The sequence below is a fragment of the Desulfomicrobium baculatum DSM 4028 genome (genome assembly GCF_000023225.1).
Taxonomy (GTDB): Bacteria; Desulfobacterota; Desulfovibrionia; order Desulfovibrionales; family Desulfomicrobiaceae; genus Desulfomicrobium; species Desulfomicrobium baculatum.
Genome location: NC_013173.1, coordinates 151,420 through 174,889, shown reverse-complemented (window position 1 = coordinate 174,889; position 23,470 = coordinate 151,420). Strand labels below are relative to the sequence as shown.

The window sequence follows — 23,470 nt, the reverse complement described above, 5'->3', positions numbered from 1 at the left end:
GAGTGCTCTGGTTCCGTATCGACAACCGACTCGTCCACGGCCAGATCATTGAGGCCTGGCTACCGCACATCAGGGCCAAAACCCTGCTGGTGGCCAACGACGACCTCGCCGCCGATGAATTGCGGCAGGAAATCATGAGTCTGGCCGTTCCGAGCGGCATCTCCTTTCAATGCTGTCCGGTGTCCGAAGCTGCTTCGATGTTGAAAAGCATTCGCACGAAAAACCCGGACCATCATGTGCTAATTCTTTTTTCCGACTGCGCCGATGCCAAATCCGCGCACATGACCGGGCTGTCCTTTTCCCTGGTCAACATCGGCAATCTGCATTACGGACCGGGCAAAGAGCAGATTTGCGAACACATTGCCCTGGGAGCGGAAGACCGTTCCTGCCTGAAGTATTTCGCCGATCACGGTGTGGAAATCGACTTCCGCTGCGTGCCGTCGGCAACGGCCAAGATTACTTTATGATGAAAACGTCTCAACCCAAATCGGCATGGTAAGCACTCACGACCTCATCCTGCTGGCCGGAGGAAGTTTTTTTTTGCCCTCCTGTCCCTGACCCGGGTCGCCATCGACCTCGGCTTCATCCATCGTCCGCTTTTCGCCGCCCTGCTCTGGGCGGGACTGTCCTTCAACCTCCAGCCGGCTTTAAGCGCGGGCATTTTCTTCGAACTGCTCTGGCTTGATCTGTTCCCGGCCGGAACCTACATCCCGCCCCAGGCGCTCTTTTCCCTGGCCGCCACGCTGACCATTCTGGCCTGCCTACCGGATGCCGACATGCGCACCACCGTGCTGGTCGTCATCGCGACCCTGCCTCTGGCCTACCTTGGCGCGTGGGTCGAACAACTCTACCGCAAACGGCAAAACGCCGGCTATAACCAGCTTTTGACCTGGAACCGCCAGGGCAACACAGCCATCTTCGCGCCGCACCGGCTCACCGCAAAAGCTTTGGTAGAATTTTTCCTGCTCAATTTCTCCCTCTTTTGGCTCTGCCTGCTGCCTCTCCTCATCGGCCTGAAAACCGTCCGGCCTTGGGTTGCCGGAGGTCCGCAGCCGACGTGGACCATGCTCTGGATCGCAGCCTGCGCCGGGGCCATTCTCGCTCTGCGTGTACGCAAGGCCTACGCTTTGGCCGCGGTCAGCCTGCTTCTCGGCGTCCTCTCCAGTCTCTGACCTCCAATGTTCTCTCTTGGCAGCCGCGAATAATTGTGATATTTAGCACAATGTCTTTGTTTGCCAATAAACCCTTGTAGGAGGAATACCATGTCCGTTTATGTTTTTGGTCACAAGAATCCCGATTCCGATACCGTTTGCAGCGCCATCGCGCTGGCCGACCTGAAGAGCAAGCTCGGCGTAGCCTGCACCCCCACCGCCCAGGGCGAACTGGCCCCCGAGACCAAGTTCATCCTCGAGAAGTTCGGCGTCGCCGCTCCCGCCGTGAAGACCGAATTTGCCGGTGAGAAAGTTTTCCTGGTCGACACCTCCGACCTGGCTCAGCTGCCCGACGACATCAAGCAGGCTGAAGTGCTCGGCATCGTCGACCACCACAAGCTGGGCGACCTGACCACCTCCAGCCCCCTGGAATGCTGGATCTGGCCCGTTGGCTGCACCGCCACCGTTCTGACCGCCATGTACAAGTTCCACGGCGTTGAAGTTCCCAAGAACATCGCCGGCATCATGCTCTGCGCCATCCTGAGCGACACCGTCATCTTCAAGTCCCCGACCTGCACCCCGGCCGACAAGGAAGCCGCTGCCGAACTGGGCAAGATCGCCGGTATCTCCGACCTGGCCGCCCTGGGCATGGAAATGTTCAAGGTCAAGTCCGCCGTTGAAGGCACCCCGGCCCGCGAGCTGGTTCTGCGCGACTACAAGGACTTCAACATGAACGGCACCAAGGTCGGCATCGGCCAGCTGGAAGTCGTCGACCTGTCCATCCTCGACGCCGTCAAGGGCGACCTGGCTGCCGACATCAAGGCCCTGAAGGCCGAGAAGGGCAACCACTCCGTGTTCCTGCTGCTGACCGACATCATGAAGGAAGGCTCCGAGATCCTGATCGCCTCCGACGACGCCGCCGTGGTCGAGAAGGCCTTCGGCGTCAAGCCCGTGGACGGAAAGGCATGGCTGCCCAAGGTCATGTCCCGCAAAAAGGACGTTGTGCCCAAGTTCGAAAAGGCTTTCGCCTAAGCCTTGGCTCTTTGAATTACAAAAAGCCCGTCCAGGTTTGCCTGGGCGGGCTTTTTCATTTTGAACTTGTGTTTCTTCCGCATTGCTGCGCGGGGAAGCGCGGCCGTAAGGCATTCGTCGATTGGGTATCAACCGCCTGAGAAATATGAACGGCTATCCATCAAGATAGCCGTTTAGGGAAATGAACGTGTCCTCTATTGCGAAGACAGGTCAAGTCACTGCGGGATGTGGCGGTTGGCCCGGACAGGGGCCGTCGACTGTCTGACTGAGCCTGGCATCGTTTGTTGAATCATCGCCTGCCGCTTGAAGCGCCGGTCCATGTCCGACAGGGGCGATGATTCAACTCTACGAGGCCCGCGAAGGAGTTTCGGCGGTCCCTGTCCGGGCCAACCGCCGCGCCCCGCCCCCCGCGCCCCTCAACAGCCTCTTCCGCTCCGCCCGCTACTGCACTTTCGCGCCGCCCACGTCCGCCCGCAGGGCCGCGACCTTGCCGCGCAAATATTCCGCCACCAGGTCGCCCATGTCCTCCGCACCGGAATGCTTGCGTGCGTATTCCCGCAAATCGTCCTCGGTCTGCTTTTCCATGCGCTCGGATTCCATGAACATCAGGAAAACCAGCCCCAGGGCGGCGTTGTTTTCCACAGTGCCATCGCACAGGTGCTGCAATTGTTCGTCCGGCACTGTTTCAAAGAGCCTGTCGGCGAATTCGCCGATCCATTTGGAATACAGGTCAGGCATGAGGTCCGGGATGAGTTCAGCGAGCCGTTTGGCCGCGTCCTCCGGGACATTGGGCATGGTCACCAGAAAATACTCGGCCAGCGCCTCCTGGCGGCGCTCGGCACTGCCGGAGAATCTATCCAGAATGACAAGAAAGATATGGGCCCGCAGTTGGGCCAAAGACAAAGACATATATGCTCCTATATTCCGAAAGGAGTCAGACAGCGGGGGTTTTCATCTACGGCGGCCATGACGATGCGGGCGCAGGCCTCGGCATCCGACCCGGCGTGGTGATGATTGAGGTCAAGGCCCAGGTGACGGCATACGTCCGGCAATTTGGTGGGCCGCAGATTCCACTGGTTGCGGGCCAGTTCCACGGTGCAGACAAAAGGCAGGGATGGCGCGGGCAGCCCGGCCATGGTGCAGCACGCGCCAAGTACCGAGCGGTCGAAGCTGGCGTTGTGCGCGGCCAGAAAATCAGCTCCTTCCAGAAAGCCCGCATTCTCGATCCAGAACTCCCGGAAAGCCGGAGCGTCCTTGACGTCGGACCAATGGATGCCGTGCACGTTCACGCAGAATGGCGAAAAGCGCGAGCGCGGCGGACGGATCAGGCCATATAGCCGGTCCACGATCTCGCCGCCCTGGACCTTGGTCAGGCCCACGGCGCAGGCGCTGTCGCGGCACGAATCAGCCGTTTCAAAATCGATGGCCACATAGGCACGGGAGCACGTCATGTCAGCAGATGCGCGGCAACTGTTCGCCTTCGAGCATGTCCATGAGCCGGGTGCCGCCCAGAGGCGTTTCCAGCACGACCTTGCCGGGGTGCTCTGCGCGCACGTCGCCGATCTGCGCCGCGTCCGCGCCAAGCGGGTCCGAGCGCATGATGGCCAGGGCCGCCTCGGCGTGCTCCTGGGGCAGGATGCAGATGAACTTGCCCTCGTTGGCCAGATACAGGGGATCGAGGCCCAGAAAGGAACAGCCGCCGCTGACTTCGGGACGAACCGGGATTTTGGATTCAAAAATCCGGCATTCCACACCCGACTGTCCGGCGATTTCGTTCAAGGTCGTGGCCAGGCCGCCCCGAGTGGGATCGCGCAGCACATGCACGGAAGGGATGGCCTCAAGCAAACGCACGATAAGATGATTGAGGGACGCGCAGTCCGAAAGCACGGGGGCCTCGAAGGTCAGGCCTTCGCGCTTGGACAGGATGGCGAGGCCATGGTCGCCCATGAAGCCGCTGATCAGGATCGCGTCCCCGGGGGCGGCGCGATGCCCGCTTGGGGCCTCGGCCACAAAAATTTCGCCGATGCCGGTGGTGTTGATGAAAATCTTGTCCACAGTGCCCTTGGGCACGACCTTGGTATCGCCCGAGACCACCAGCACGCCGGCTTCGCGGGCGGCCTCTCCCATGGACTGAACAATACGCTCCAGATCGGCCATGGGCAGGCCTTCTTCGATGATGAATCCGCAGGTCATGTATTTCGGACGCGCGCCAAGCATGGCCACGTCATTGACCGTTCCGTGCACGGCCAGGGATCCGATATCGCCGCCGGGAAAAAAGATGGGGTCCACGGTGAAGGTGTCGGTGCTCATGGAAATGGGGCTGCTGACATGCAGGAGGGCCGCGTCGTCGAGACGGTCGAGAACCTCGTTGCCCAGATATTTGAGAAAAAGCTCGCCGATGAGCCGATGCGAAGCCTTGCCGCCACTGCCGTAATCAAGAAGAACTCTTTCCACTCGCTTCCCCCTTGCGTGACACCATTGCAAACTGGTCTAAAATGAAAAATCCCGGAGACCGTCGAAAATTGATTCTGGCAAGGCGCGAGCCGTTTTTGGAGGGCGATGTGTAGCCGACTACATGAGCCCTCCAAAAACGGGGAGCAACGCAGTCCAGAATCAATTTGCGGCGGCCTCTGCTAAATCCTGTATTTGTAGTAGGCCGCACACGACCCTTCGGTGGAGACCATGCACGGCCCCACCGGGGAGGCAGGGGTGCAGGCCTTGCCGAAAAGCGGGCATTTTTCCGGCGACATCTTGCCCTTGAGCACGTCGCCGCAGCGGCACCCCTTGATTTCCGGGACATCGTGCAGCTTCATGTCGAAAACGCGCATGGCGTCATAATCAGCGTACTCGTCGCGAATGGTGAGCCCGCTGCCGGGAATAAGGCCGATGCCCCTCCACAGGGCGTCGCAGGACGAAAAAACCTCGTTCATGATCGACACGGCCTTGGGGTTGCCCTCGTCGGACACGACGCGGGTATAGGCGTTGACGACCTCGACCTTGCCCTCGTTACGCATGGTCACGAACATGTACAGGGCCTGCAGGATGTCCACGGGCTCGAACCCCGCCACCACGGCCGGCAAGCCATGTTTGGAAGCCAGGAAACGGTACGGCTCCACGCCGATTATGGCGGAGACGTGACCGGGCAGCAAGAATGCCTGCACCTGAAGCTCGGGGTCGCCGACCAGGGCGTCCAGGGCCGGAGGAACGAGCTTGTGAAAGCAGAGAACGGAAAAATTGCCGATGCCCTGCTCGCGGGCCACCTTGACCGTGGCGGCGATGGCCGGAGCCGTGGTCTCGAAGCCAACGCCCAGGAAAACGACCTTGTCATGCGGGTTGTCCTGGGCGATCTTCAGGGCGTCAAAGGGGGAGTAGACAACCTTGACGCGGGCGCCTTCGGCCTGGGCGCTCTTCAAAGTTTTCTTTTCCGGACCAGGCACGCGCATCAGATCGCCGAAGGTGGTGATGATGGCGTTCTTGCCGGCCAGTTCGAGGAAGGCCGCGACTTCGCTGTCATGGGTCACGCAGACCGGGCAACCGGGGCCGGAGAGATGCACGACCTTGTCGGAGAGCAGGGAGCGCACTCCGCTGCGGAAAATGGAAACCGTATGCGTTCCGCACACTTCCATGAACCTGAGTTCCCCGTCCAGTTCGGCGTGGATGCGGGCCAGCAGGGTCTTGCACAGCTGGGGATCCTTGAAATTGTCAAACAAGTTCAATGTTCAGCCCTTCCTCGAAAAGTTTCAGGGTGGCGATGGCTTCCTCCCGGTCCAGGCGGGTCAGGGCGAAGCCGGCATGGACGATGACGTAGTCGCCCACTTCCGGGAATTCGGAAATCACATCCAGCCGAACAACATGCCGTGTCCCGCCAACCTGCACCTCGGCATTTTGTCCCTCGATCTTGAGCACTTCCATTGGAATCGCTAGGCACATAGAGCGCATCTCCCGCTTTGCTTTTTGTCAACGCTGTTGCTAAATCCCTGGATGTCTTGTGTCAATGAACTCTTCCCGCGTCAGCACGTCCTTAAAGGTCAACACATGTACCACCACGATGTCCCCTTGACCCTCATCCCCTCAGAATCGTGGGGCCGCATCCCGAGCGACCTCGAATGCCGGGAATGGTGGGATGCGTACGGGATGCTGGAGCATATAAAAACCCACAGCGAACTGGTGGCGGGGGTGGCCACGACCCTGGCCGCGCTCGCGGCACGGAAGGGGCTTGGCAATCCGGGCGGACTCAGTCAAGACGACTTCGTGCAATCGGTCCGCGCAGCGGGACTCCTGCACGATCTGGGCAAGACCTACTCCATTGAACACGGAGGAAATCACAGCCAGATCGGCGCGGCATGGGTCATGGACCTGATCCGAAACCCGCGCATCGCCCAAGGGGTCGTGCATCATGTCTATTGGCCGGGCGCCCTGGACCTGGACAGGCATTTCCTGCCCCTAACCATCATTTACGCGGACAAACGGGTCAAACACGACACCATCGTCGGCATGGAGGAACGCTTCGCGGACCTCTTCGACCGTTACGGACACACCGAGCGCAGCCGGGAATGGATAACCCGCGCCTTCAATCAGGGCCGCGAGCTCGAACAGCTCTTAAGTACTTTTTTGGGAGAAAATATACATGAATATCCTTTTGATCGCCGGGGGCTGGTCCGGTGAACGCGAAGTCGCTTTAAGCGGCGCCAGACAGATCGAAAAAGGCCTGCTCACCCTGGGCCACCAGGTCACCCACTTCGATCCCGCCCGCGACCTGCGCGGCCTGTACGAGGCGGCAGCGGGCCATGAATTCGCTTTCATCAACCTGCACGGCTCACCCGGCGAAGACGGCCTCGTCCAGTGCCTGCTGGAACGCATCGGTATGCCGTACCAGGGTTCGGACTCCCGCGCTTCGCTCCTGGCCCTGAACAAGGCCGTTTCCAAGCAGATTTTCGAGGCCGCCGGCCTGCCCACTCCGGCCTGGGAATTCGTGCCCGCGAGCCATGTCGCCGAGTGGCGACCCCTCTTGCCATTTCCTCTGGTGGTCAAGCCGAATACCGGCGGCTCCAGCCTTGGCGTCGGCATCGTCGCGTCCGAGGACGAACTCGAAGCCTATCTGGCCCAGCCTGAAATCGCCGGGCAGGATCTTTTGGCCGAGGCGCTGATCCGCGGCCAGGAGCTGACCTGCGGGGTGCTCGAAGGCTGCGTCCTGCCGCCCATCCTGATCCGCCCCAAGAGCGGAGAATTCTTTGACTACGAAAGCAAGTACGTGGCCGGAGCCACGGAAGAGATCTGCCCGGCCCCGATTCCGGCAGAGTTGACCGAACGATTGCAGGTCATGGCCCGCGCCGCCCACGACGCGCTTGGTCTGTCCGATTACAGCCGCGCGGATTTCATGGTCACGGCGGACGGCATGCCGTACCTGCTGGAAGTCAACACCCTGCCCGGCATGACCGCCACCAGCCTCCTGCCGCAGGAGGCCCAGGCCGTGGGCCTGTCTTTCGAGCAACTCCTGACCCGGCTCATCGAGCTCGGGCTACGCAAAAGACCGTGATGCCGCGTCGTGCCCCGGCGTTTGGCCAGTTCTTTGGCCAGCTCTTTGGATTGGCCTACACCCTGCTCTGGTGCCTGGCCGGGCCGCTCGCCTTTTTCTCGGCCAGAATGCGTCAAGGCTGGAAAGAGCGGCTGGGGCTGGGTAAACCCGCTCCTTGCGAAATCTGGATCCAGGGAGCCTCCGCCGGGGAATGCGCCCTGGTGGCAGGCCTTCTTGAACACCTGCCGAACGTGCCGGTCCTGGTCACGACCTGTACCAGCCAAGGGCTTGATGTACTGAGTAGGATAGATTCGCCGAACCTGCAGTCCCGCATGCTGCCTTTTGACCTGCCGCTGCTCATGGGCCGGATGCTGGATACGGCCAGCCCAAAGGCGGTGGTGCTCCTTGAAACCGAGATCTGGCCGGGCCTGCTCATGGCCTGCGCGGCCAGGGGCGTGCCGGTGATTGTCGTCAACGCGCGCATGACGGCCAAATCCCTGGCCGGCTACCTGTTCCTTGGGCCGCTGCTGCGCCTCTGGGCGCCGCAACGCATCGGGGCCATGGCCCCGGCCGACGCGCTGCGCTTCGGGCTGATCTTCGGAGCCCAAAGGACGACGGTCACCGGCAACATCAAGTTCGACCGCGCCATGAACACCCCGCTTCTGCCCCTCGATGAAAACCCTCTGGCCGGGCTCGTCCTCCGGGATCACCCTTTTGTGGTGCTCGGCTCCGTGCGCGAGCAGGAAGAACCGCTGGTGCTGGAACTGATCCGGCAACTGCGCGAGGGCAATTCGCATTGCGTCATCGGCCTTTTTCCCCGGCACATGCACCGCATCCCCGCCTGGGAAGGGCTGCTTGCCCGCAGCGGGATACCTTTCGCGCTGCGCAGCTCACTGCACGGCCAGGCGCAGCCGGGGAGCGTCGTGCTCTGGGATGCATTCGGCGAAATGAACCCGGCCTACGCCCTGGCGAGTCGGGCCTTTGTGGGCGGCAGCCTGGCGCGGCTGGGGGGACAGAACTTTCTTGAACCCCTGGCACAGGGCGCGCTGCCCTGCGTGGGCCCGCACACCCGAAATTTCGACTGGGTGGGCGGGGAAATATTCGGCAGCCTGGTTTTCAAATCCGCTTCCATCCCGGAACTCGCCCGCTTCCTGCTCTCCCCTGCGCCGCCACGCAGCGAGGTGCGCGCAGCGGCCCTGACGTACGTGCACGCACGGCAGGGAGCCACGGCCGCATCCATTGCACTCATCCGCCCTTACCTTCACCGGAGTCCCCATGCCTGAGGTCATCGCCATCATCCCGGCCAGATACGAAAGCTCCCGTTTTCCGGGTAAGCCCTTGGCCCTCATCCACGGCAAGCCCATGTTCTGGCACGTCATGCGGCGCGCAGGCCTGTGCCCGCAGGTGGGCGCCGTGGCCCTGGCCACGGACGACGAGCGCATCTTCAGCGCCGCCCGGGACTTCGGGCTCACCGCGCTCATGACCAGCCCAGGTCACGCCAGCGGCACGGACCGGGTGCTTGAGGCCGCCCGGCTCCTGGGCGCGGCCCCGGACAGCGTCATCGTCAATGTCCAGGGCGACGAGCCGGCCTTGAACCCCGAAATGCTGACCGAACTGATCCAGCCCTTCGATGATCCGCACGTACACGTCACCACTTTGGGGCACATCATCAGCGCCAAAGAGGCCGAGTCAGCGGACCGGGTCAAGATCGTACGCGCGGCAGATGGCCGGGCGCTCTATTTCTCCCGCGCCAAGGTCCCCTTCGGACGCGACAACTCACCGGAATATATAGGACATATCGGCCTTTATGGACTGCGCATGCACGTCCTTGAAAAATTCAGCGCTTTGGGCGAGAGTCCCTTGGAGAAACTGGAAAAACTGGAACAGCTGCGGCTGCTCGAAGCCGGCATCCCCATCCATGTGGCCCTCACGCGGCACAAGAGCCACGGCGTGGACCGCCCAGAAGATCTGCCCACAGTCACAGCACTCATGCGAGGAGAACATCATATATGAAAGCTATTCTGGCCCTTGAGGACGGCACCTGCTTTGCGGGTCAGTCCTTCACCGGCCCCGGCGAAGCCGGCGGCGAAGTCATCTTCAACACCGGCATGTCCGGATATCAGGAAATCCTGACCGATCCGTCCTATTACGGACAGATGGTCTGCATGACCTACCCGCTCATCGGCAACTACGGCGTCAACCTGGAGGACGTGGAATCCTCTCGCATCCACTGCCCGGCCATGATCGTCAAGGAATGCTGCAAGAAGCCCTCGAACTGGCGATCCAAGGAGAGCCTTCCGGACTACCTGAAGCGCCACGGCATCATGGGCCTGGAAGGGATAGACACCCGCGCGCTGACCCGCCACCTGCGCATTCAGGGCGCCATGCGCGGGATCATCTCCACGGCCGACCTGACTCCGGAAGAGCTTGTCGCCAAGGCAAAAGCCCTGCCCTCCATGGAAGGCGCCAACCTGGTCGAGTTCGTGGCTCCCAAGGAGCCCTATTACTGGAACGGGACAGGCCCGGTGCCCGCGAAAATGGATGGCGATCTGCCCCTATGGCCCGAGAAATCCGAGGGCAGCCTGCGCGTTGTCGTGTATGACTACGGCATCAAGTGGAACATCCTGCGCTTGCTCGCGGCCCAGAACCTGACCATCCTGGCCGTGCCCCCGACCTTTCCGGTGGAGCTGGTCAAAAAATTGGCGCCCAGCGGCGTCTTCCTGTCCAACGGCCCCGGCGACCCGGCCACCCTGAAAACAGAGATCGGCATCATTAAAGAGCTGTGTGAACTCTATCCTGTGGGCGGCATCTGCCTCGGGCATCAGCTTCTCGGAATTGCTCTGGGCGGTACCAGTTTCAAGCTCAAATTCGGACATCACGGCATCAATCATCCCGTACGCGACGATATTACCCGAAAGATTGAAATTTCTTCACAAAACCACGGTTTTTGCGTAGAGATTTCCAACTTGGACTTCCTGGAGCAGACCCACCTCAATCTGAACGATCAGACTTTGGAAGGTTTCCGGCACAAGACGAGGCCCATTTTCGGAGTGCAGCACCATCCCGAGGCCGGACCAGGACCACACGACAGCCAGTACTTTTTTGCGCGTTTCAGACGCATGGTCGAAACCGGCCAGGTCCAATAAACACCTAAATAGCGCACGTCGCGCAAGGAGCGCCCATGTCAGCAGAGATTCTCAAGGCCAAAAAACAGCTTGGAGAAGTCAATATGCTGCTCAAACAGGGAAAGCTCCTTGCCGCCGTGGCCAATCTGCATGAAGCGGTCGGATTCATCCTCAAGGCCGAGCTCATGAAGCATGAGATGCAGTCCTTCACCGAATCCCTGGACAAGGCTGCCTACCACCTCGCCAACGACCGCGAACTCAAGAAAATCTACCCTCTCCAGATCAGCTACAAGCCCGGCGAAGAACGGGAACTTCTTGCCAGCCTCTATGGCCTCTTGACCTTTCTGCAGGAAAATCTTGCCGACGAGGCCAACTCGCACCTGGCAGCGCTGGCGGAATACCGGCGCAAGCAGTTGGAACTGGCCAAAAAGCTGCTTGAGAGCGACGAAACCTCCAAGGCCCAGCAGGTCTGCGGTCGACTCATCGACGCGGCCAAAACCGACACGGAACTGAAAATCGCCGTGGCCGACATCTTCCTGGAATTCGGGAAATACGACGAAGCGCTGGAATACCTGAAATCGGCCTACGCGGACAACCCGGACTCGGCCCACATCTTCAACAAGCTGGGCATGGCCCTGCGCAAATCCGGCAGGCTCGAAGAAGCCGAAAAATTCTACATTCAGGCCCTGGAACGCCAGTCCCACGACGAGGTCATCTACTTCAACCTGGGGCGGGTCTATCTGGACATGAAGCGCTGGAAAAACGCCATCGCCGCCGCCGACCGCGCCCTGGCCGTCAACGCCGAATTCGCCGAAGCGCGAAAAATGAAGATGTACGCGACCAAGCAGATGGGGGGATGAGGGGGAAGCAATGAAGGCCACGCATCCATCCCATTCACATCAGGATAACTACCTGAACCAAATGCGAATGCTGGCACTCAAGGTCACCAAGGACCTCGATTGCACCATTTTCTTGTTTGGCTCGCGGGCACGTGGGACCGAGCGGCGCAGTTCCGACATCGACATTGGTTTCAGCGGGCTGGATGAGAAAACCTTTCTCAAAACTCGTGACCGCCTTCTGACTGAACTGGAAGACAGCATCATTCCCCACCGGGTGGATCTCGTGAACATGGACACCGCACCTCCAGAATTCAAGAACACTGCCACGCAAGAGGTTGTCGTATGGAAACAAAGCTCGCGCGCAAATTGAACAACCTGGGTGATGCGCTCTCAAATTTCAGCGATGCACTGACCCTCGAACCAACATCATTTCAAGAACTCGTTGCAGACAATATCAAATCAGGACAAATACAAAAGTTTGAATTTACAATAGAACTACTGTGGAAAACAATCCAGGCGTTTCTTTACGAGGTGGATGGCGTTGATGCCGTAACTCCAAAATCTGTCGCAAAAGAATTCGTGGAAGCTGGTTACTGTGATTATCCGATGTACGAACTTTTCATCCAGGCAATCAATGACAGAAATCAACTCAGTCATATCTACCGCCAGGAGATGGCAGAATCCATCTGGAGCAGACTTCCTGAATACGAAAAGCTCGCAAAACATTTCGCTGCAATCATGCGTGATAAATATTTCGGAAAAGAGTAAAATCCTCCACTTCGTCACAGTCCACCGCCGATTCTTTAGCAAATCTAAACCTTTCTTTTGTGCCGTCACCCCTTGGCACGCCAAGTGCTAAACATTGTCAGGCGGCCCCAGGCTGAAAGTAATTTGACACCTCTGCCAGGATGGCGGGAAACACATGCACTTACGAAAACGAGTTCTTATCACGGGCGGTTCCGGATTTCTGGGATCACACCTCTGCGAACGTCTGCTGGATGAAGGCTGCGAAGTCATCTGCGTGGACAATTTTTTCACCAGCTCGCGCCAGAACATCGAGCATCTGCTCCCGAACCCGCGTTTCGAGCTGATCCGCCACGACGTGACCTTCCCGCTCTACCTGGAAGTGGACGAGATCTACAATCTGGCCTGCCCGGCCTCGCCCATCCATTACCAGCACGACCCGGTGCAAACCATCAAGACCTGCGTGCACGGGGCCATCAACATGCTGGGCCTGGCCAAGCGTCTGCGCATCCCGATCTTCCAGGCCTCGACCTCCGAAGTCTACGGCGACCCCGACGTCCACCCGCAGCCGGAATCCTACTGGGGCAACGTCAACCCCATCGGCCACCGCTCCTGCTACGACGAAGGCAAACGCTGTGCGGAATCCCTCTTCTTCGCCTACCACCGCCAGCACGGCCTGCCCATCAAGGTCGGAAGATTGTTCAACACCTACGGCCCGCGAATGCACCCCAACGACGGTAGGGTTGTCTCAAATTTCATCATGCAGGCCCTGCAAGGCAAGCCCATCACCATCTACGGGGATGGCTCGCAGACACGGTCCTTCTGCTACGTGGATGATCTGGTGGAGCTGATGCTGCGGTTCATGCGCAATGATCATGAGTTCTGCGGCCCGCTGAATATGGGGAACCCTGGGGAATTCACGATTCTCGAGTTGGCCCAGCAGGTGATTGAGATGACGGGAAGCTCATCAAAGATTTCACTCGAACCGCTGCCCACGGACGACCCGAAACAAAGAAAGCCCGACATTACGCTGGCTAGGGAACGTTATGGGTGGGAACCGCAGGTTGGCTTACGCGAAGGACTGGTGCAGACAATCGCGTACTTTCAAAATCTCCTCCATCCTAATGGAATTCCAGACGAATTTTGACATGCCATTATTATCGACTGTAAATATCACAATACCGGCTGCTGCTATTCAGCGAATCAACACTTGCGCCGAACGCATCGCTATGGCGGCAAATCTTCGTGAACGCACGTATTGGACAACCCGACAAGCCGCATCCATCGATGGTTTGTTCAAGGACCTTTTCGTCTCCAGCGATAATTCTCAACCCGCCTTCACCATAGTCATACGTGCCCCAGTGTCGACTGAGATACTGAATGAAATTGTTCAAACATTGACACCTCTACGCGACGACCTTGAAATTATCGTGATCTCACAGCGTCGTATCGATGCAGCAGACCAAGACATCGAACACGCGCCTATAACCAGCCTGGCGACGGTATTTCCCCAAGTCCGACTCGTTACTTGGAATGCGGAGACGTCTCGCTCCGAAGTAGGCGACGAAGCCGCTGGAGCTGCCCTTGCCGTAGCTCTGCGCATGGCACGTGGCCTCACTGTGGCCGTAAACCCGAAACCCGAGGTTCTCGTACGGTTGCTCGCCGCACTGGAAGCCCATCCCGAAGCCTCGGCAGCCACCGCCTCTCAAGTACTTACACAAGAAACAGCCTGCACCGACGTTTCACGCACAGCGTGGCGCAATTGGGTGCATGCACGATGTGGCTATCCCATCTGCAAAGACAGTTCTACGGCACTGCTAACCCTACTCACCCTCGCCGCGAGGGAAACGGTAACCTTAACAGAAGCAGCTAAAGACATTCACCAAGGATCATTAACATTCACCCCTCCGTTCGCACCTGCAAAACCCCGAAAGGTGTCCATCATCATTCCGGTTTTTAACCATGCCGAATACACTCGGCAGTGCCTTGCGGCCCTCAAAGCCAACACGTCTTACTCCGACTACGAAGTCATTGTCGTGAACAACGGCTCGTCGGACGAGACACGGCTCATGCTGGAAGCGCGAAAAGACATCACGGCAATTCACAACACGGAAAACAAGGGTTTCACCGAAGCCTGCAACCAGGGCGCAAAAGCTGCCACTGGCGACTACCTGCTATTCCTGAACAACGACACCATTCCGCTTAAGGGCTGGCTGGAACCACTGGCACGTCATTTAGACGAGGCCGAATGGGCTGGAGCTGCTGGCTCACGTCTCATCTACCCTAATGGCACCTTGCAAGAAGCGGCCGCTGTGGTACACAGCGACGGTACAGCCTCCAACTTCGGTAGACACGACCATCCAGCGCTCCCCAAATTCAACCGTCCGTGCGAAGTGGACTACTGCAGCGGAGCCTGCCTACTCGTGCGAGCCGACTTGTTTCGAGAATTGGGCGGCTTCGACATGCGTTATTCGCCTGCCTACTACGAAGAAACTGACCTGTGCTTCGCCATGCGGGAAATTGGCAAGGCCGTAGTGTACGAACCCTCGTCTGTTGTAATTCATTTCGGCTCCACCACTGCTGGGCTAGACCCCAGTAAAGGTATTCGTCGTCATCTGATCATCAACCGGGAAATATTCCTGCGCAAGTGGACGCATCGACTAATAGCGCACGAACCTCCACTGAATCCTGGCCAGCGTGTTGTGAGCAATGACCGAGCCCTTCTGGGCAGACGCATCGGTCCGGCAAACGCATCCAGCCTACAGAGTGCTCCTCACTCTAAGTCCGCCGATTCCCCCTGCACCGCCAATATCCCCATCGACGTGATGCAGGATCAGGCGGACGCCCGCCTGCTGGCCTTTTACTTGCCCCAGTTCCACCGTGTGCCGGAAAACGACAATTGGTGGGGTGAAGGTTTCACAGATTGGACCAACGTACAGCGCACCGTACCAGCCTTCCCTGGACACGATCAACCGCTGATTCCTGGAGAATTGGGCTGGTACGACCTGACTGACATCAACGTCATGCGCAATCAGACCGATCTTGCCCGGCGGCACGGGTTGCATGGTTTCTGCTTCTACCATTACTGGTTCCACGGGCGACGCATTCTTGAAACGCCCATCGAAAACTACCTATCCTCCGACATCTCCTTACCCTTCTGCTTATGCTGGGCCAACGAGAACTGGTCGCGCAACTGGGACGGCGGCAATCGTGAACTGTTGCTAAAACAGCGCCATTCGCCAGAGGACGACGCTGCCCATTTTCGTCTGCTGCTGCGCTTCATGCAAGACTCACGATATATCCGCGTTAACGGCAAGCCGCTCTTACTGGTGTACCGCACCCGTCTGCTACCCGACCCCGCAACCACCGTTTCGCGCTGGCGTGTAATGGCCGAACGCGCCGGTCTGCCAGGTTTATATCTGTGCAAAGTGGAAGGCATGAGCGCCGAACGCGACGCCCCCGACGGCATCGGCTTCGACGCAGCCGTGGAATTCCAGCCCGACTGGGCAAACCTGGGTGATCCCCGGCGTGACCTCGCGTTCGGCGAACACCGCGTGTACGATTACGACGAATTTGTGGCCAGACAACTGACCAAACCCGCCGCATCCTATCGCAGATACCCGTGCGTCACCCCACGCTGGGACAACACTCCGCGCAGACCCAAGGATTCCGTGGTGCTGTTGGACCCATCTCCCGACAGATACCGCCGCTGGCTCTCACACGCCGTAGAATCAGTGACCAAACTGCCTGCCGACGAACGCCTAGTATTCATCAACGCATGGAACGAATGGGGCGAGGGCTGCGCGTTGGAACCGGACCTGCTGCGCGGCGACGCCTATCTAAAGGCAACCGCCGCCGCACTGGACGCTGGGGTGCGCACGCTGGACCTGCAATTGGAACTCCGCCTGAATGACCTGGAACGAATACGGGCCAGCAACGACACGTATCCTCCCTCGCCAGTCTCCTACACGCAAGGCTTCGTGGGCGGGACAGAGGATACCGGCCGCTGGATGGGTCGGGAAGCACGAATGGACATCACACCTCCTCCTGGTGGGGGGAGGCTGCTTCTGAGTGTTACCGCCGAACGCCCTATGTTATATGGGGGCACGACGCCGGTCGTGAACCTGTCCATCGGCGACACCAAACTGCCATTCCCGTTACGCGATAATCCGCACAACGAGGAGCAAAGCACCACTTCCGATACCATAAAGTACGGATCCACCGGACAAGCCACCTTCGACATTGAGCCCGGCCAACCGCCGTTCAGAATTGCTCTCACAGCCGACCGCGAGTTCGTTCCCGTGGAGGTGGGGTTTTCACAGGAACGGGCCGCCCGCTCGGTGCGGGTGCTGGCCCGTTTCGTGAATGGAGGACAAGCATGAGTTCCGCCCTGCATTGCAAGAACCCTGGCTGGTGTCCGATCTGCGAAAAGGAGACCATCTTCGTCAGCGCAGAGACGTGGCTGCGCGACCACTACCGTTGCCTGCGTTGCGGCTCCATTCCCCGCTTCAGAGCGCTGATTCGGGCTCTGGATCGCTTTGTGCCCCACTGGCGCACACTGACTCTGCACGAATTCGCGCCCGGCGGAGCTTCATCAAACTATCTGCGCTCACAGTGCAGACGGTACAGCGCATCGCATTACCTGCCGGACGTGTCCTTCGGCAGTTTCTCTCGCCGGCATGGATGCGTGTCGCAGAACATGGAGGCGCTAACATACGCCGATGCCTCATTCGACATGGTTGTATCGCAGGACGTTATGGAACACCTGATGGATTCCGCCACTGCATTGCGCGAGATTGCCCGGGTGCTGAAACCAGGCGGCTTCCACGTGTTCACGGTGCCCTGGTATGCTGACGAGACGTGCACCCGCAGACGTGCAGAACTGGTGGATGGACTGGTCCGCCATCTCGCCCCGCCGCAGTACCATGGCAACCCTGTTGACAGAGGCGGTTCACTGGTGACCATCGACTGGGGCATCGACATGCCCGAGATCATTCACCGCCTGACGGGTATGACCACCGTGGTCAGCCTAGAGCGCGACCGCCACTACGGCATTGACGGTGAATTCCTGGAAGTCTTCGTTAGCCGGAAGCCAACAACGCCGCAGGAGGCTGAATAGGATGAACGCTCTTTTCATCACACACGACTGCTGTATCGCCGGAGCACAGCACTCCTTTCTGCGCATCCTACGCTGGTTCCGCGCGCACACAGCGTGGCGCATTGGCGTACTAGCGCTGGGCGATGGCCCGCTTGCGGCGGAATTCGCCCGGCTGGCCCCCTTCATGCTTTGGCGCGACCTGCCGGACACCGCAACGCAGTCGGAGGCGGCCCTGGCTCGTGTTGCCGCCCTGACCGGTGGCATGCCGGACGTCATCTTCGGCAACACTGTAGTTTCTGCCAAGGCCTATGAGCTGCTTTCCGGTTTCGGCAAGCCCATGATCACACGCATCGCAGAACTGGGTTCTAGTGTTGATCGCTACGCCACACCGGAAGTACAGGCCGCCTTGCTGCGCCATTCCACCGGCTTTGTGGCCGTGTCCGCCCCCGTGGCGGACATGTTGCGCAACCGCTTCGGCGTGCCGGACGACCGGATCACCGTCATCAATGGTGCCATTGAGGACACCGAAACCACACTGGACATCTCGCGGAGGGCCGCACTACCAATGCCGTCCGCCAATCCAGACTGCGCTGACGGGCCGAAAAACGCCGCATCTCTTGCCAACTGGCCTATACTTTGGGGCTGCGGTTCCATCAGCCACCGCAAAGGAGCCGACCTGTTTCTGCACGTGGCCGAAGCTCTGCTGGCACAGGGCATCACCGGTTTTCGGGCGTTCTGGGCTGGCCATCCCGAAGACGATCTCGTGCGTGGTCTATTTCTGGACAAAGAACGCAGCCCAGCACGCAACCACGTCACCTACCTTGGCAAGTTGGATGCACCCGCCCAGCTAATGGCTCCCGGAGATATCTTCCTGATGACTTCACGCGAAGATCCCTTTCCTCTCGTCAGCCTCGAAGCTGCGGAACGCGGTGTACCCACGGTCTGCTTTCCAGGTACAGGCGGCATACCCGATTTCGCGGCGAGGGGTGGGGGCATGGTAGCCCAGCAGGTCACCGCGCAGGCCATGACTCGCTGCTTGGCCCCGCTGCTGGCCGACCGCACCGCGCGGGTGGAGGCGGGCAAGAGAGCCCGCGCCACGGTGCTGCAACACCACACCATGGCTCAAGCCGGACCGCGCTTCGCTCGACTGTTTGATCGAATGGCCGCGCAGGCCCCTCCCCGCGCCGGGAACATTGCGTCCTCCTGCATAACGGTGCCCACAATCCATGTACCGCGCGCTACTCGCACCGTCAGCGAACTGCTGGCTGACACCACGGCCGTGGTGCGCACCGTGGGCGAACGCACCACCGATGCCTGCCTACACCTGCTACGCCAGATTCTACCCGAAGAACACGTGCACGTTATCCGCGAGGTGCCGTTCAGTCGCGCGGTGCGGCGGTGCTTCGAAATCGGCATTGAGCAGAGTCGCAAGTGGACACTGGTCATCGACGCCGACGTGCTGGTGCGGGCGGCTTTTGTGGCCGAGGTTTTGCTGTTCGCCGACCGCCAGCAGGCCAACACCTTCGTGGTACAGGGGCTAGTGCACGACAAATTATTCAACCTGCTGCGTCCAGCCGGCAACCATCTGTACCGGACCAAACACCTGCCGCTTGCCCTTGCCCTAATCCCCGAAGAAGGCAATACCCTGAGGCCCGAGGCCACCACCATCGACCACATGGTGGAGCGGGGCTTTCTCTTCTTTCAGAAGGACTTTGTGGTGGGGCTGCACGATTACGGGCAGCATTACGTGGACATCGCCAAGAAGTGCTTCGTGCAGTCCCACAAACACGAACGGTTTGTGAATAATGCCTTGCCGCGATGGCAGGCCTGGGCGGAACGGGATCCGGATTTTCGCGCGGCCATAATCGGCGCGAAGGCCGGTCGGCAGCACCGTGAAACCGTGTACATCGACAACGTCTTCCTTGAGGCGCGCATCCTAGCGGACAGATCAGGAGCAACCTTGGGCCACAAGGAACCGCTGGAGGCCACCGCCTATGACGACAACGGCGTGGTGAACGCCCTGCGCAACGCCTTAGATGCGCCCGACGCTGACCACATGCAGACCATCATGTTTCCACCGCAACGCTGGAACCATATCTACGGTAATGGCTCGGAGCGCTGAGATTAAAGGAGCAAATCCATGTGCGGCATAGCAGGTATAGCGGGTAAGCACGCCCGACGTTTCAGCCCCGCGCTTGTAGCCATGCGAGAGGCCATCGCGCATCGCGGGCCCGACGCGCAGGGCGAACAGTTCTTCGAGAACTGTGCCCTAGGCCATACGCGCCTCAGCATCATCGACCTATCCACCGGCGACCAGCCCTTCGCCTATGGCAAAAACATCTCAGTGGTCTTCAACGGCGAACTATACGGCTACAAAGAATTGCGGGCCAGGCTATCCGTGCCCCTGCGCTCTACCTCTGACACGGAACTGATCCCCGCACTATACACTCTTTACGGCGTGGCCTGCGTACCCCGTCTGCCGGGTATGTTCGCCTTCGCCCTGTGGGATGACCGCGAACAGCGCCTGCTCTGCGCGCGAGACCGCTTCGGCGAAAAACCCCTATATTACGCCCACACTGACGACGGCTCCCTGGTCTTCGCCTCGGAAATCAAAGCCATCATCCGAAGTGGGTTGGTGCGCCCGGTCATTAATCGTACAGCCGTCGCCAACTTTCTGACGCTGCGCTACGTACCGGAAGGCATGACTATCTATCGAGACGTACACAGTCTTCCTCCAGGCCATGCCCTGGTGCACGAAAACGACAACACCACCGTATTCCCTTACTGGCAGCCCCCCGCACCCATGGAACATCCGCCCTCCCCCGAGGAGGCGGCCGAAGAATTCCGCACTCTGATGACGCGTGCTGTGCGAGGCTGTCTGGTGGCAGACGTGGAGGTGGGACTGCTGCTTTCGGGTGGTCTCGACTCAACCACCATCGCCGCGCATGCCGTGCGTGAGATGCCGCTGCGCTCGTTTGCCTTCGGCTTCGCGGGACCGCGCGACGAACGCCCCTTCGCACGTGAGGTCGCAATTGCCTATGGCTTAGACCACGTGGAACTGGCCGACGATGTCTTGGACCTGCCGGCCATGCTGATGACCCTGTGCCGAGTCTACGACGAACCCTTCGCTGACTCCTCGGCCCTACCCACCTACATGTTGTGCAGACGAGTGCGTGAACACGTGAAGGTTGCCCTGACTGGCGACGGCGGTGATGAACTGCTGGCAGGGTACGACTACTGGTACGGGCCACTGGCGGGTGCGACAGATCCACAGGGTGGACGCGTCGGCTGGAGCCGATCAGCAGAGCGGCACTGGGCCGATGTAACCCACTTTTCGGAGGCGGAAATCGCCGATATGCAGCTACCACGAGTCCAGCGTCCGCGCATCGTGCACGCTTCGGGAAGCGTGGACGACGCCATGCGCTTAGACATCGCCACTTTCTTGCCAGCGGATATCCTGAAGAAGATCGATCGCGCCGCCATGGCCCACGGGCTGGAACTGCGCGCTCCTTTCCTGGACAACGAGTTGGCGTCGTTCCTCATTTCGCTGCCATGGCAGTTCAAGACCGACGGCACGCGACACAAAATTATCATGCGCCAAGCCTTCGCCGAAATATGGCCGGAAAGCATCCGGCGACGAGGCAAGCAAGGCTTCGGCACCAGCGTGCGTGACTGGCTGCTGCACCCTGACATGCAGCCGTTGCGCGCCTATTATCTATTGGGACGGAAGCGGCGCATTCGCAGCCTGCTGCCCGGCGAACAGGTGGACCGCCATGCCACCAACACCGCGCACAAAGGCTGGCACATGTTGGTGCTCGCCGCATGGCTGGAGCACTCACCATGGGAACTTGGATAACACAGACAAGGCATGTGAATTGCATTCAAAAAATCAACCGAGTACTAGACACGCTTCATAACAGCGCCCACTTAGCATTTCATCACGGGACGAGAGAGGCATGACGAAACCATTCGACAGGTCGAAGCATTACAGCCACATCATGGGGCACCTCGATAGGGTGCATGACCACATCATCCCCGCTGGGGCCAACTATGGACAGATAAGCAAAACGGAGGCCGAGTTTCTGATCAACCGCATTCTGGACGAGCGTCCGCGCTTCGTCCTGGAGATCGGCACCGCTGCGGGAGCGTCCACTGTTCACATGCTCACGGCACTGCAACTGCTGGGCAATGATTTCCGCCTTGCCGCAGTGGAGTACCTGGACCACTGCTATTTCGATTCCAGCCGCACCCCCGGGTTTCTGGTGCGCGAAGTCTTTGACACTCCTCCAAGGGGCTATAGCCTACACCTTGGTAAGAGCAGCTTCGAAATCGGCGATGTGGTGGGCGACCAGAAGATCGACTTCCTTTTTGTTGATGGTAATCATACCCACCCTTGGGCCACCATGGACACCATCCTGGCGTTACCATTCCTCAGCGATAACGCCACAATCGTCTATCACGACATAAATCTACACCACCGGGGCGGCGCGGCCAAACGGCACGACAAGGGACCGCACAACTTGTTCTACCACCTACCCGCCGGACAGAAGACCGTCATCGGTGAATTTCCCTATCCCAACATCGGTTCGCTACGCCTCGTGAACTCCCCCTCGGCGGCGCTGGGACACCTACTGGGGCTGCTGTTCCATTTCCCGTGGGAAGCAAAGGCGTGGCCCGCCATCGACGGCACCACGCTGAACCGTCTAGCGCGCTTCCTCGAACAGTATTGGGGAAAAAATGCATGTCTTGCCTTCTTGCACGGCATGGAACAACAGGAAATACTGGCCGCCCGCGCCAGATGATCCGCCCGGAGAATCCAATGAACCAACCCACCCACGCCGCAAGCTTTGCGGCCGCGCTGATCGCGACCATCCTCGACTCGCTACGTGCCGTGCACACCGACAATCACCAGCGATTTTACCAGCTCGGCGACCGCGACGCGCAGTTAGAAGACCTGCTCACCCTGGAAAACACTCCGCGACTCTCAGCGGAAGAGATGTTTATTTCCCGCCGCGAGATATTCGAACGCGAGGTGGCCACCAAATCGTTGCTCTATTCACTGCTGGCGGATTCCGGTTCAAGAGACCTATTGGTGAAGTTGGCTGCTTTCGCAGTGCTGGGGCACCTCAGGGTGCGTCTGCCATACCATGGCCCCCGCAACACCAAGATGCGCGGCGAACTCCTTCGCGCTGCGGACCGTTCAGCCCAGGCCGATACCGATCTAGTGGCGGCCATCCAGGAAAAATGGACGACTGACATCTTCTCGCTGTTCGAGCTCAGAACAGAGGAAGGTCCCTTGCGGATATACACTATCGGCGAGGAGCTCTACCGGATGGTGCATGCCCCCTCGTACTACTGGACGGATGGTGAGCAGAGCGTATGCGCGCGACCCGGTGACGTAGTGCTGGACTGCGGTGCGGCTTTTGGTGACGTGTCGCTACAATTCGCGCGTGCCGTCGGGCCGGAAGGGCTCGTTATCTGCTTCGAACCGTACCCGCTCTTTCTGCAGGTCTTCAACAAAAACATGTGCATGAACCCTCACCTTGCCAATCGCACCACCTTGGTACGGCGCGGCGTGTGGCACCAGCCGAACGAAACACTTTCATTCATCGCCGGGGGAGGCGGTTCGCGCATTGACCAGTCCAACCATGCTCCGCTAAAAATACACACTACCACCATTGACGAGACGTGCGAGGCCGCCAAGCTGCCCCGCGTGGACTTCGTCAAGATGGACATCGAAGGGGCGGAACTGAACGCCCTGAGGGGGGCCGAGCGGACCCTGCGCCGCTTCCGGCCGAAGCTGGCCATCTGCCTGTACCACAGCCCGCAAGACTTCCACGATATTCCCGACTATATTCAGGGGCTTGGCCTAGGCTACCGGTTGCACCTGAGCCACCATTACGTCAACGAATGGGAAACGGTGCTGTACGCGACGCCTGCGTAACACCCCGCCCTAGACAGGAGAA

At 59.7% G+C, this 23,470-nt stretch carries 23 protein-coding genes; 18 read left to right on the top strand and 5 right to left on the bottom strand.

Annotated features, from left to right (window positions below; translation table 11 throughout):
• Positions 1–2 precede the first annotated feature (2 nt).
• The 3 genes from DBAC_RS00725 (at position 3) to DBAC_RS00715 (ending at position 2,183) form a co-directional block, all read left to right on the top strand.
• The gene (locus tag DBAC_RS00725; RefSeq protein WP_012805357.1) at positions 3–467 is read left to right on the top strand and encodes a PTS sugar transporter subunit IIB; all 465 of its coding nucleotides are present in this window, start codon (positions 3–5) and stop codon (positions 465–467) included.
• Positions 468–776: 309 nt separating this feature from the next.
• Positions 777–1,172 (top strand): hypothetical protein, encoded by a 396-nt coding sequence (locus tag DBAC_RS00720; protein WP_043810193.1) that lies wholly within the window; start codon positions 777–779, stop codon positions 1,170–1,172.
• A gap of 90 nt (positions 1,173–1,262) precedes the next feature.
• Positions 1,263–2,183: a manganese-dependent inorganic pyrophosphatase gene (locus DBAC_RS00715; RefSeq protein ID WP_012805356.1), complete on the top strand. Its 921-nt coding sequence runs from the start codon at positions 1,263–1,265 to the stop codon at positions 2,181–2,183.
• Positions 2,184–2,624: 441 nt separating this feature from the next.
• Here DBAC_RS00715 and DBAC_RS00710 read toward each other — a convergent pair whose 3' ends face one another.
• The 5 genes from DBAC_RS00710 to DBAC_RS00690 all read right to left on the bottom strand — a co-directional run bounded on the left by DBAC_RS00710 (position 2,625) and on the right by DBAC_RS00690 (position 6,113).
• Positions 2,625–3,092 (bottom strand): hypothetical protein, encoded by a 468-nt coding sequence (locus DBAC_RS00710; protein ID WP_012805355.1) that lies wholly within the window; start codon positions 3,090–3,092, stop codon positions 2,625–2,627.
• A gap of 8 nt (positions 3,093–3,100) precedes the next feature.
• The gene (locus DBAC_RS00705; protein ID WP_012805354.1) at positions 3,101–3,634 is read right to left on the bottom strand and encodes a 3'-5' exonuclease; all 534 of its coding nucleotides are present in this window, start codon (positions 3,632–3,634) and stop codon (positions 3,101–3,103) included.
• Position 3,635: 1 nt separating this feature from the next.
• Positions 3,636–4,637, bottom strand: a complete 1,002-nt coding sequence (gene hypE, locus DBAC_RS00700) for a hydrogenase expression/formation protein HypE (RefSeq protein WP_012805353.1) — start codon at positions 4,635–4,637, stop codon at positions 3,636–3,638.
• Positions 4,638–4,816: 179 nt separating this feature from the next.
• Positions 4,817–5,899 (bottom strand): hydrogenase formation protein HypD, encoded by a 1,083-nt coding sequence (gene hypD / locus DBAC_RS00695; RefSeq protein ID WP_012805352.1) that lies wholly within the window; start codon positions 5,897–5,899, stop codon positions 4,817–4,819.
• Positions 5,886–6,113 carry a HypC/HybG/HupF family hydrogenase formation chaperone gene (locus tag DBAC_RS00690; protein ID WP_012805351.1) on the bottom strand — a complete coding sequence of 76 codons (228 nt, stop codon included), beginning with the start codon at positions 6,111–6,113 and terminating at the stop codon, positions 5,886–5,888. The genes hypD and DBAC_RS00690 overlap by 14 nt, the downstream gene beginning before the upstream one ends.
• 105 nt (positions 6,114–6,218) lie before the next feature.
• Between DBAC_RS00690 and DBAC_RS00685 the strand changes: the two genes are divergently transcribed.
• The 15 genes from DBAC_RS00685 to DBAC_RS00615 all read left to right on the top strand — a co-directional run bounded on the left by DBAC_RS00685 (position 6,219) and on the right by DBAC_RS00615 (position 23,448).
• Positions 6,219–6,848: an HD domain-containing protein gene (locus DBAC_RS00685; protein ID WP_012805350.1), complete on the top strand. Its 630-nt coding sequence runs from the start codon at positions 6,219–6,221 to the stop codon at positions 6,846–6,848.
• On the top strand, positions 6,811–7,719 hold the full coding sequence (locus tag DBAC_RS00680) for a D-alanine--D-alanine ligase family protein (RefSeq protein ID WP_012805349.1): 909 nt from the start codon (positions 6,811–6,813) through the stop codon (positions 7,717–7,719). The genes DBAC_RS00685 and DBAC_RS00680 overlap by 38 nt, the downstream gene beginning before the upstream one ends.
• Complete coding sequence (locus DBAC_RS00675; protein WP_012805348.1) at positions 7,719–8,981, top strand: 3-deoxy-D-manno-octulosonic acid transferase; 1,263 nt, start codon at positions 7,719–7,721, stop codon at positions 8,979–8,981. The genes DBAC_RS00680 and DBAC_RS00675 overlap by 1 nt, the downstream gene beginning before the upstream one ends.
• Positions 8,974–9,711 (top strand): 3-deoxy-manno-octulosonate cytidylyltransferase, encoded by a 738-nt coding sequence (gene kdsB / locus DBAC_RS00670; RefSeq protein ID WP_012805347.1) that lies wholly within the window; start codon positions 8,974–8,976, stop codon positions 9,709–9,711. Before DBAC_RS00675 ends, kdsB begins: the two co-directional genes overlap by 8 nt.
• Positions 9,708–10,844, top strand: coding sequence for a glutamine-hydrolyzing carbamoyl-phosphate synthase small subunit (carA, locus tag DBAC_RS00665; protein WP_012805346.1), 1,137 nt, complete (start codon positions 9,708–9,710; stop codon positions 10,842–10,844). Before kdsB ends, carA begins: the two co-directional genes overlap by 4 nt.
• 35 nt (positions 10,845–10,879) lie before the next feature.
• Entirely contained in the window at positions 10,880–11,683 is an 804-nt protein-coding gene (locus tag DBAC_RS00660) for a tetratricopeptide repeat protein (protein WP_012805345.1), read from the top strand.
• A gap of 10 nt (positions 11,684–11,693) precedes the next feature.
• Positions 11,694–12,032 carry a nucleotidyltransferase family protein gene (locus DBAC_RS00655; RefSeq protein WP_012805344.1) on the top strand — a complete coding sequence of 113 codons (339 nt, stop codon included), beginning with the start codon at positions 11,694–11,696 and terminating at the stop codon, positions 12,030–12,032.
• The gene (locus tag DBAC_RS00650; RefSeq protein ID WP_012805343.1) at positions 12,005–12,430 is read left to right on the top strand and encodes an HI0074 family nucleotidyltransferase substrate-binding subunit; all 426 of its coding nucleotides are present in this window, start codon (positions 12,005–12,007) and stop codon (positions 12,428–12,430) included. The genes DBAC_RS00655 and DBAC_RS00650 overlap by 28 nt, the downstream gene beginning before the upstream one ends.
• Before the next feature lie 154 nt (positions 12,431–12,584).
• Entirely contained in the window at positions 12,585–13,553 is a 969-nt protein-coding gene (locus tag DBAC_RS00645; protein ID WP_012805342.1) for a UDP-glucuronic acid decarboxylase family protein, read from the top strand.
• A gap of 1 nt (position 13,554) precedes the next feature.
• Positions 13,555–16,788 carry a glycoside hydrolase family 99-like domain-containing protein gene (locus tag DBAC_RS18210; RefSeq protein WP_012805341.1) on the top strand — a complete coding sequence of 1,078 codons (3,234 nt, stop codon included), beginning with the start codon at positions 13,555–13,557 and terminating at the stop codon, positions 16,786–16,788.
• Complete coding sequence (locus DBAC_RS00635; RefSeq protein ID WP_012805340.1) at positions 16,785–17,525, top strand: class I SAM-dependent methyltransferase; 741 nt, start codon at positions 16,785–16,787, stop codon at positions 17,523–17,525. Before DBAC_RS18210 ends, DBAC_RS00635 begins: the two co-directional genes overlap by 4 nt.
• Before the next feature lies 1 nt (position 17,526).
• A complete protein-coding gene (locus DBAC_RS00630) occupies positions 17,527–19,626 on the top strand; it encodes a glycosyltransferase family 4 protein (protein ID WP_012805339.1) in 2,100 nt (699 codons plus the stop codon).
• Between the two features lie 18 nt (positions 19,627–19,644).
• Positions 19,645–21,360 (top strand): asparagine synthase (glutamine-hydrolyzing), encoded by a 1,716-nt coding sequence (asnB, locus tag DBAC_RS00625; RefSeq protein WP_012805338.1) that lies wholly within the window; start codon positions 19,645–19,647, stop codon positions 21,358–21,360.
• Between the two features lie 100 nt (positions 21,361–21,460).
• Positions 21,461–22,306, top strand: coding sequence for a class I SAM-dependent methyltransferase (locus tag DBAC_RS00620; protein WP_012805337.1), 846 nt, complete (start codon positions 21,461–21,463; stop codon positions 22,304–22,306).
• 17 nt (positions 22,307–22,323) lie between these two features.
• Positions 22,324–23,448, top strand: a complete 1,125-nt coding sequence (locus DBAC_RS00615; protein WP_012805336.1) for an FkbM family methyltransferase — start codon at positions 22,324–22,326, stop codon at positions 23,446–23,448.
• The last annotated feature ends 22 nt before the right edge of the window (positions 23,449–23,470 follow it).

Bases quoted from the DNA above. Each gene is read 5' to 3' on its own strand.
- DBAC_RS00720 (WP_043810193.1), top strand. From the start codon at position 777: ATGCGCACCACCGTGCTGGTCGTCATCGCGACCCTGCCTCTGGCCTAC.
- DBAC_RS00715 (WP_012805356.1), top strand. From the start codon at position 1,263: ATGTCCGTTTATGTTTTTGGTCACAAGAATCCCGATTCCGATACCGTT.
- DBAC_RS00710 (WP_012805355.1), bottom strand. From the start codon at position 3,092: ATGTCTTTGTCTTTGGCCCAACTGCGGGCCCATATCTTTCTTGTCATT.
- DBAC_RS00705 (WP_012805354.1), bottom strand. From the start codon at position 3,634: ATGACGTGCTCCCGTGCCTATGTGGCCATCGATTTTGAAACGGCTGAT.
- DBAC_RS00690 (WP_012805351.1), bottom strand. From the start codon at position 6,113: ATGTGCCTAGCGATTCCAATGGAAGTGCTCAAGATCGAGGGACAAAAT.
- DBAC_RS00685 (WP_012805350.1), top strand. From the start codon at position 6,219: ATGTACCACCACGATGTCCCCTTGACCCTCATCCCCTCAGAATCGTGG.
- DBAC_RS00680 (WP_012805349.1), top strand. From the start codon at position 6,811: ATGAATATCCTTTTGATCGCCGGGGGCTGGTCCGGTGAACGCGAAGTC.
- DBAC_RS00675 (WP_012805348.1), top strand. From the start codon at position 7,719: ATGCCGCGTCGTGCCCCGGCGTTTGGCCAGTTCTTTGGCCAGCTCTTT.
- kdsB (WP_012805347.1), top strand. From the start codon at position 8,974: ATGCCTGAGGTCATCGCCATCATCCCGGCCAGATACGAAAGCTCCCGT.
- carA (WP_012805346.1), top strand. From the start codon at position 9,708: ATGAAAGCTATTCTGGCCCTTGAGGACGGCACCTGCTTTGCGGGTCAG.
- DBAC_RS00660 (WP_012805345.1), top strand. From the start codon at position 10,880: ATGTCAGCAGAGATTCTCAAGGCCAAAAAACAGCTTGGAGAAGTCAAT.
- DBAC_RS00655 (WP_012805344.1), top strand. From the start codon at position 11,694: ATGAAGGCCACGCATCCATCCCATTCACATCAGGATAACTACCTGAAC.
- DBAC_RS00650 (WP_012805343.1), top strand. From the start codon at position 12,005: ATGGAAACAAAGCTCGCGCGCAAATTGAACAACCTGGGTGATGCGCTC.
- DBAC_RS00645 (WP_012805342.1), top strand. From the start codon at position 12,585: ATGCACTTACGAAAACGAGTTCTTATCACGGGCGGTTCCGGATTTCTG.
- DBAC_RS18210 (WP_012805341.1), top strand. From the start codon at position 13,555: ATGCCATTATTATCGACTGTAAATATCACAATACCGGCTGCTGCTATT.
- DBAC_RS00635 (WP_012805340.1), top strand. From the start codon at position 16,785: ATGAGTTCCGCCCTGCATTGCAAGAACCCTGGCTGGTGTCCGATCTGC.
- DBAC_RS00630 (WP_012805339.1), top strand. From the start codon at position 17,527: ATGAACGCTCTTTTCATCACACACGACTGCTGTATCGCCGGAGCACAG.
- asnB (WP_012805338.1), top strand. From the start codon at position 19,645: ATGTGCGGCATAGCAGGTATAGCGGGTAAGCACGCCCGACGTTTCAGC.
- DBAC_RS00620 (WP_012805337.1), top strand. From the start codon at position 21,461: ATGACGAAACCATTCGACAGGTCGAAGCATTACAGCCACATCATGGGG.
- DBAC_RS00615 (WP_012805336.1), top strand. From the start codon at position 22,324: ATGAACCAACCCACCCACGCCGCAAGCTTTGCGGCCGCGCTGATCGCG.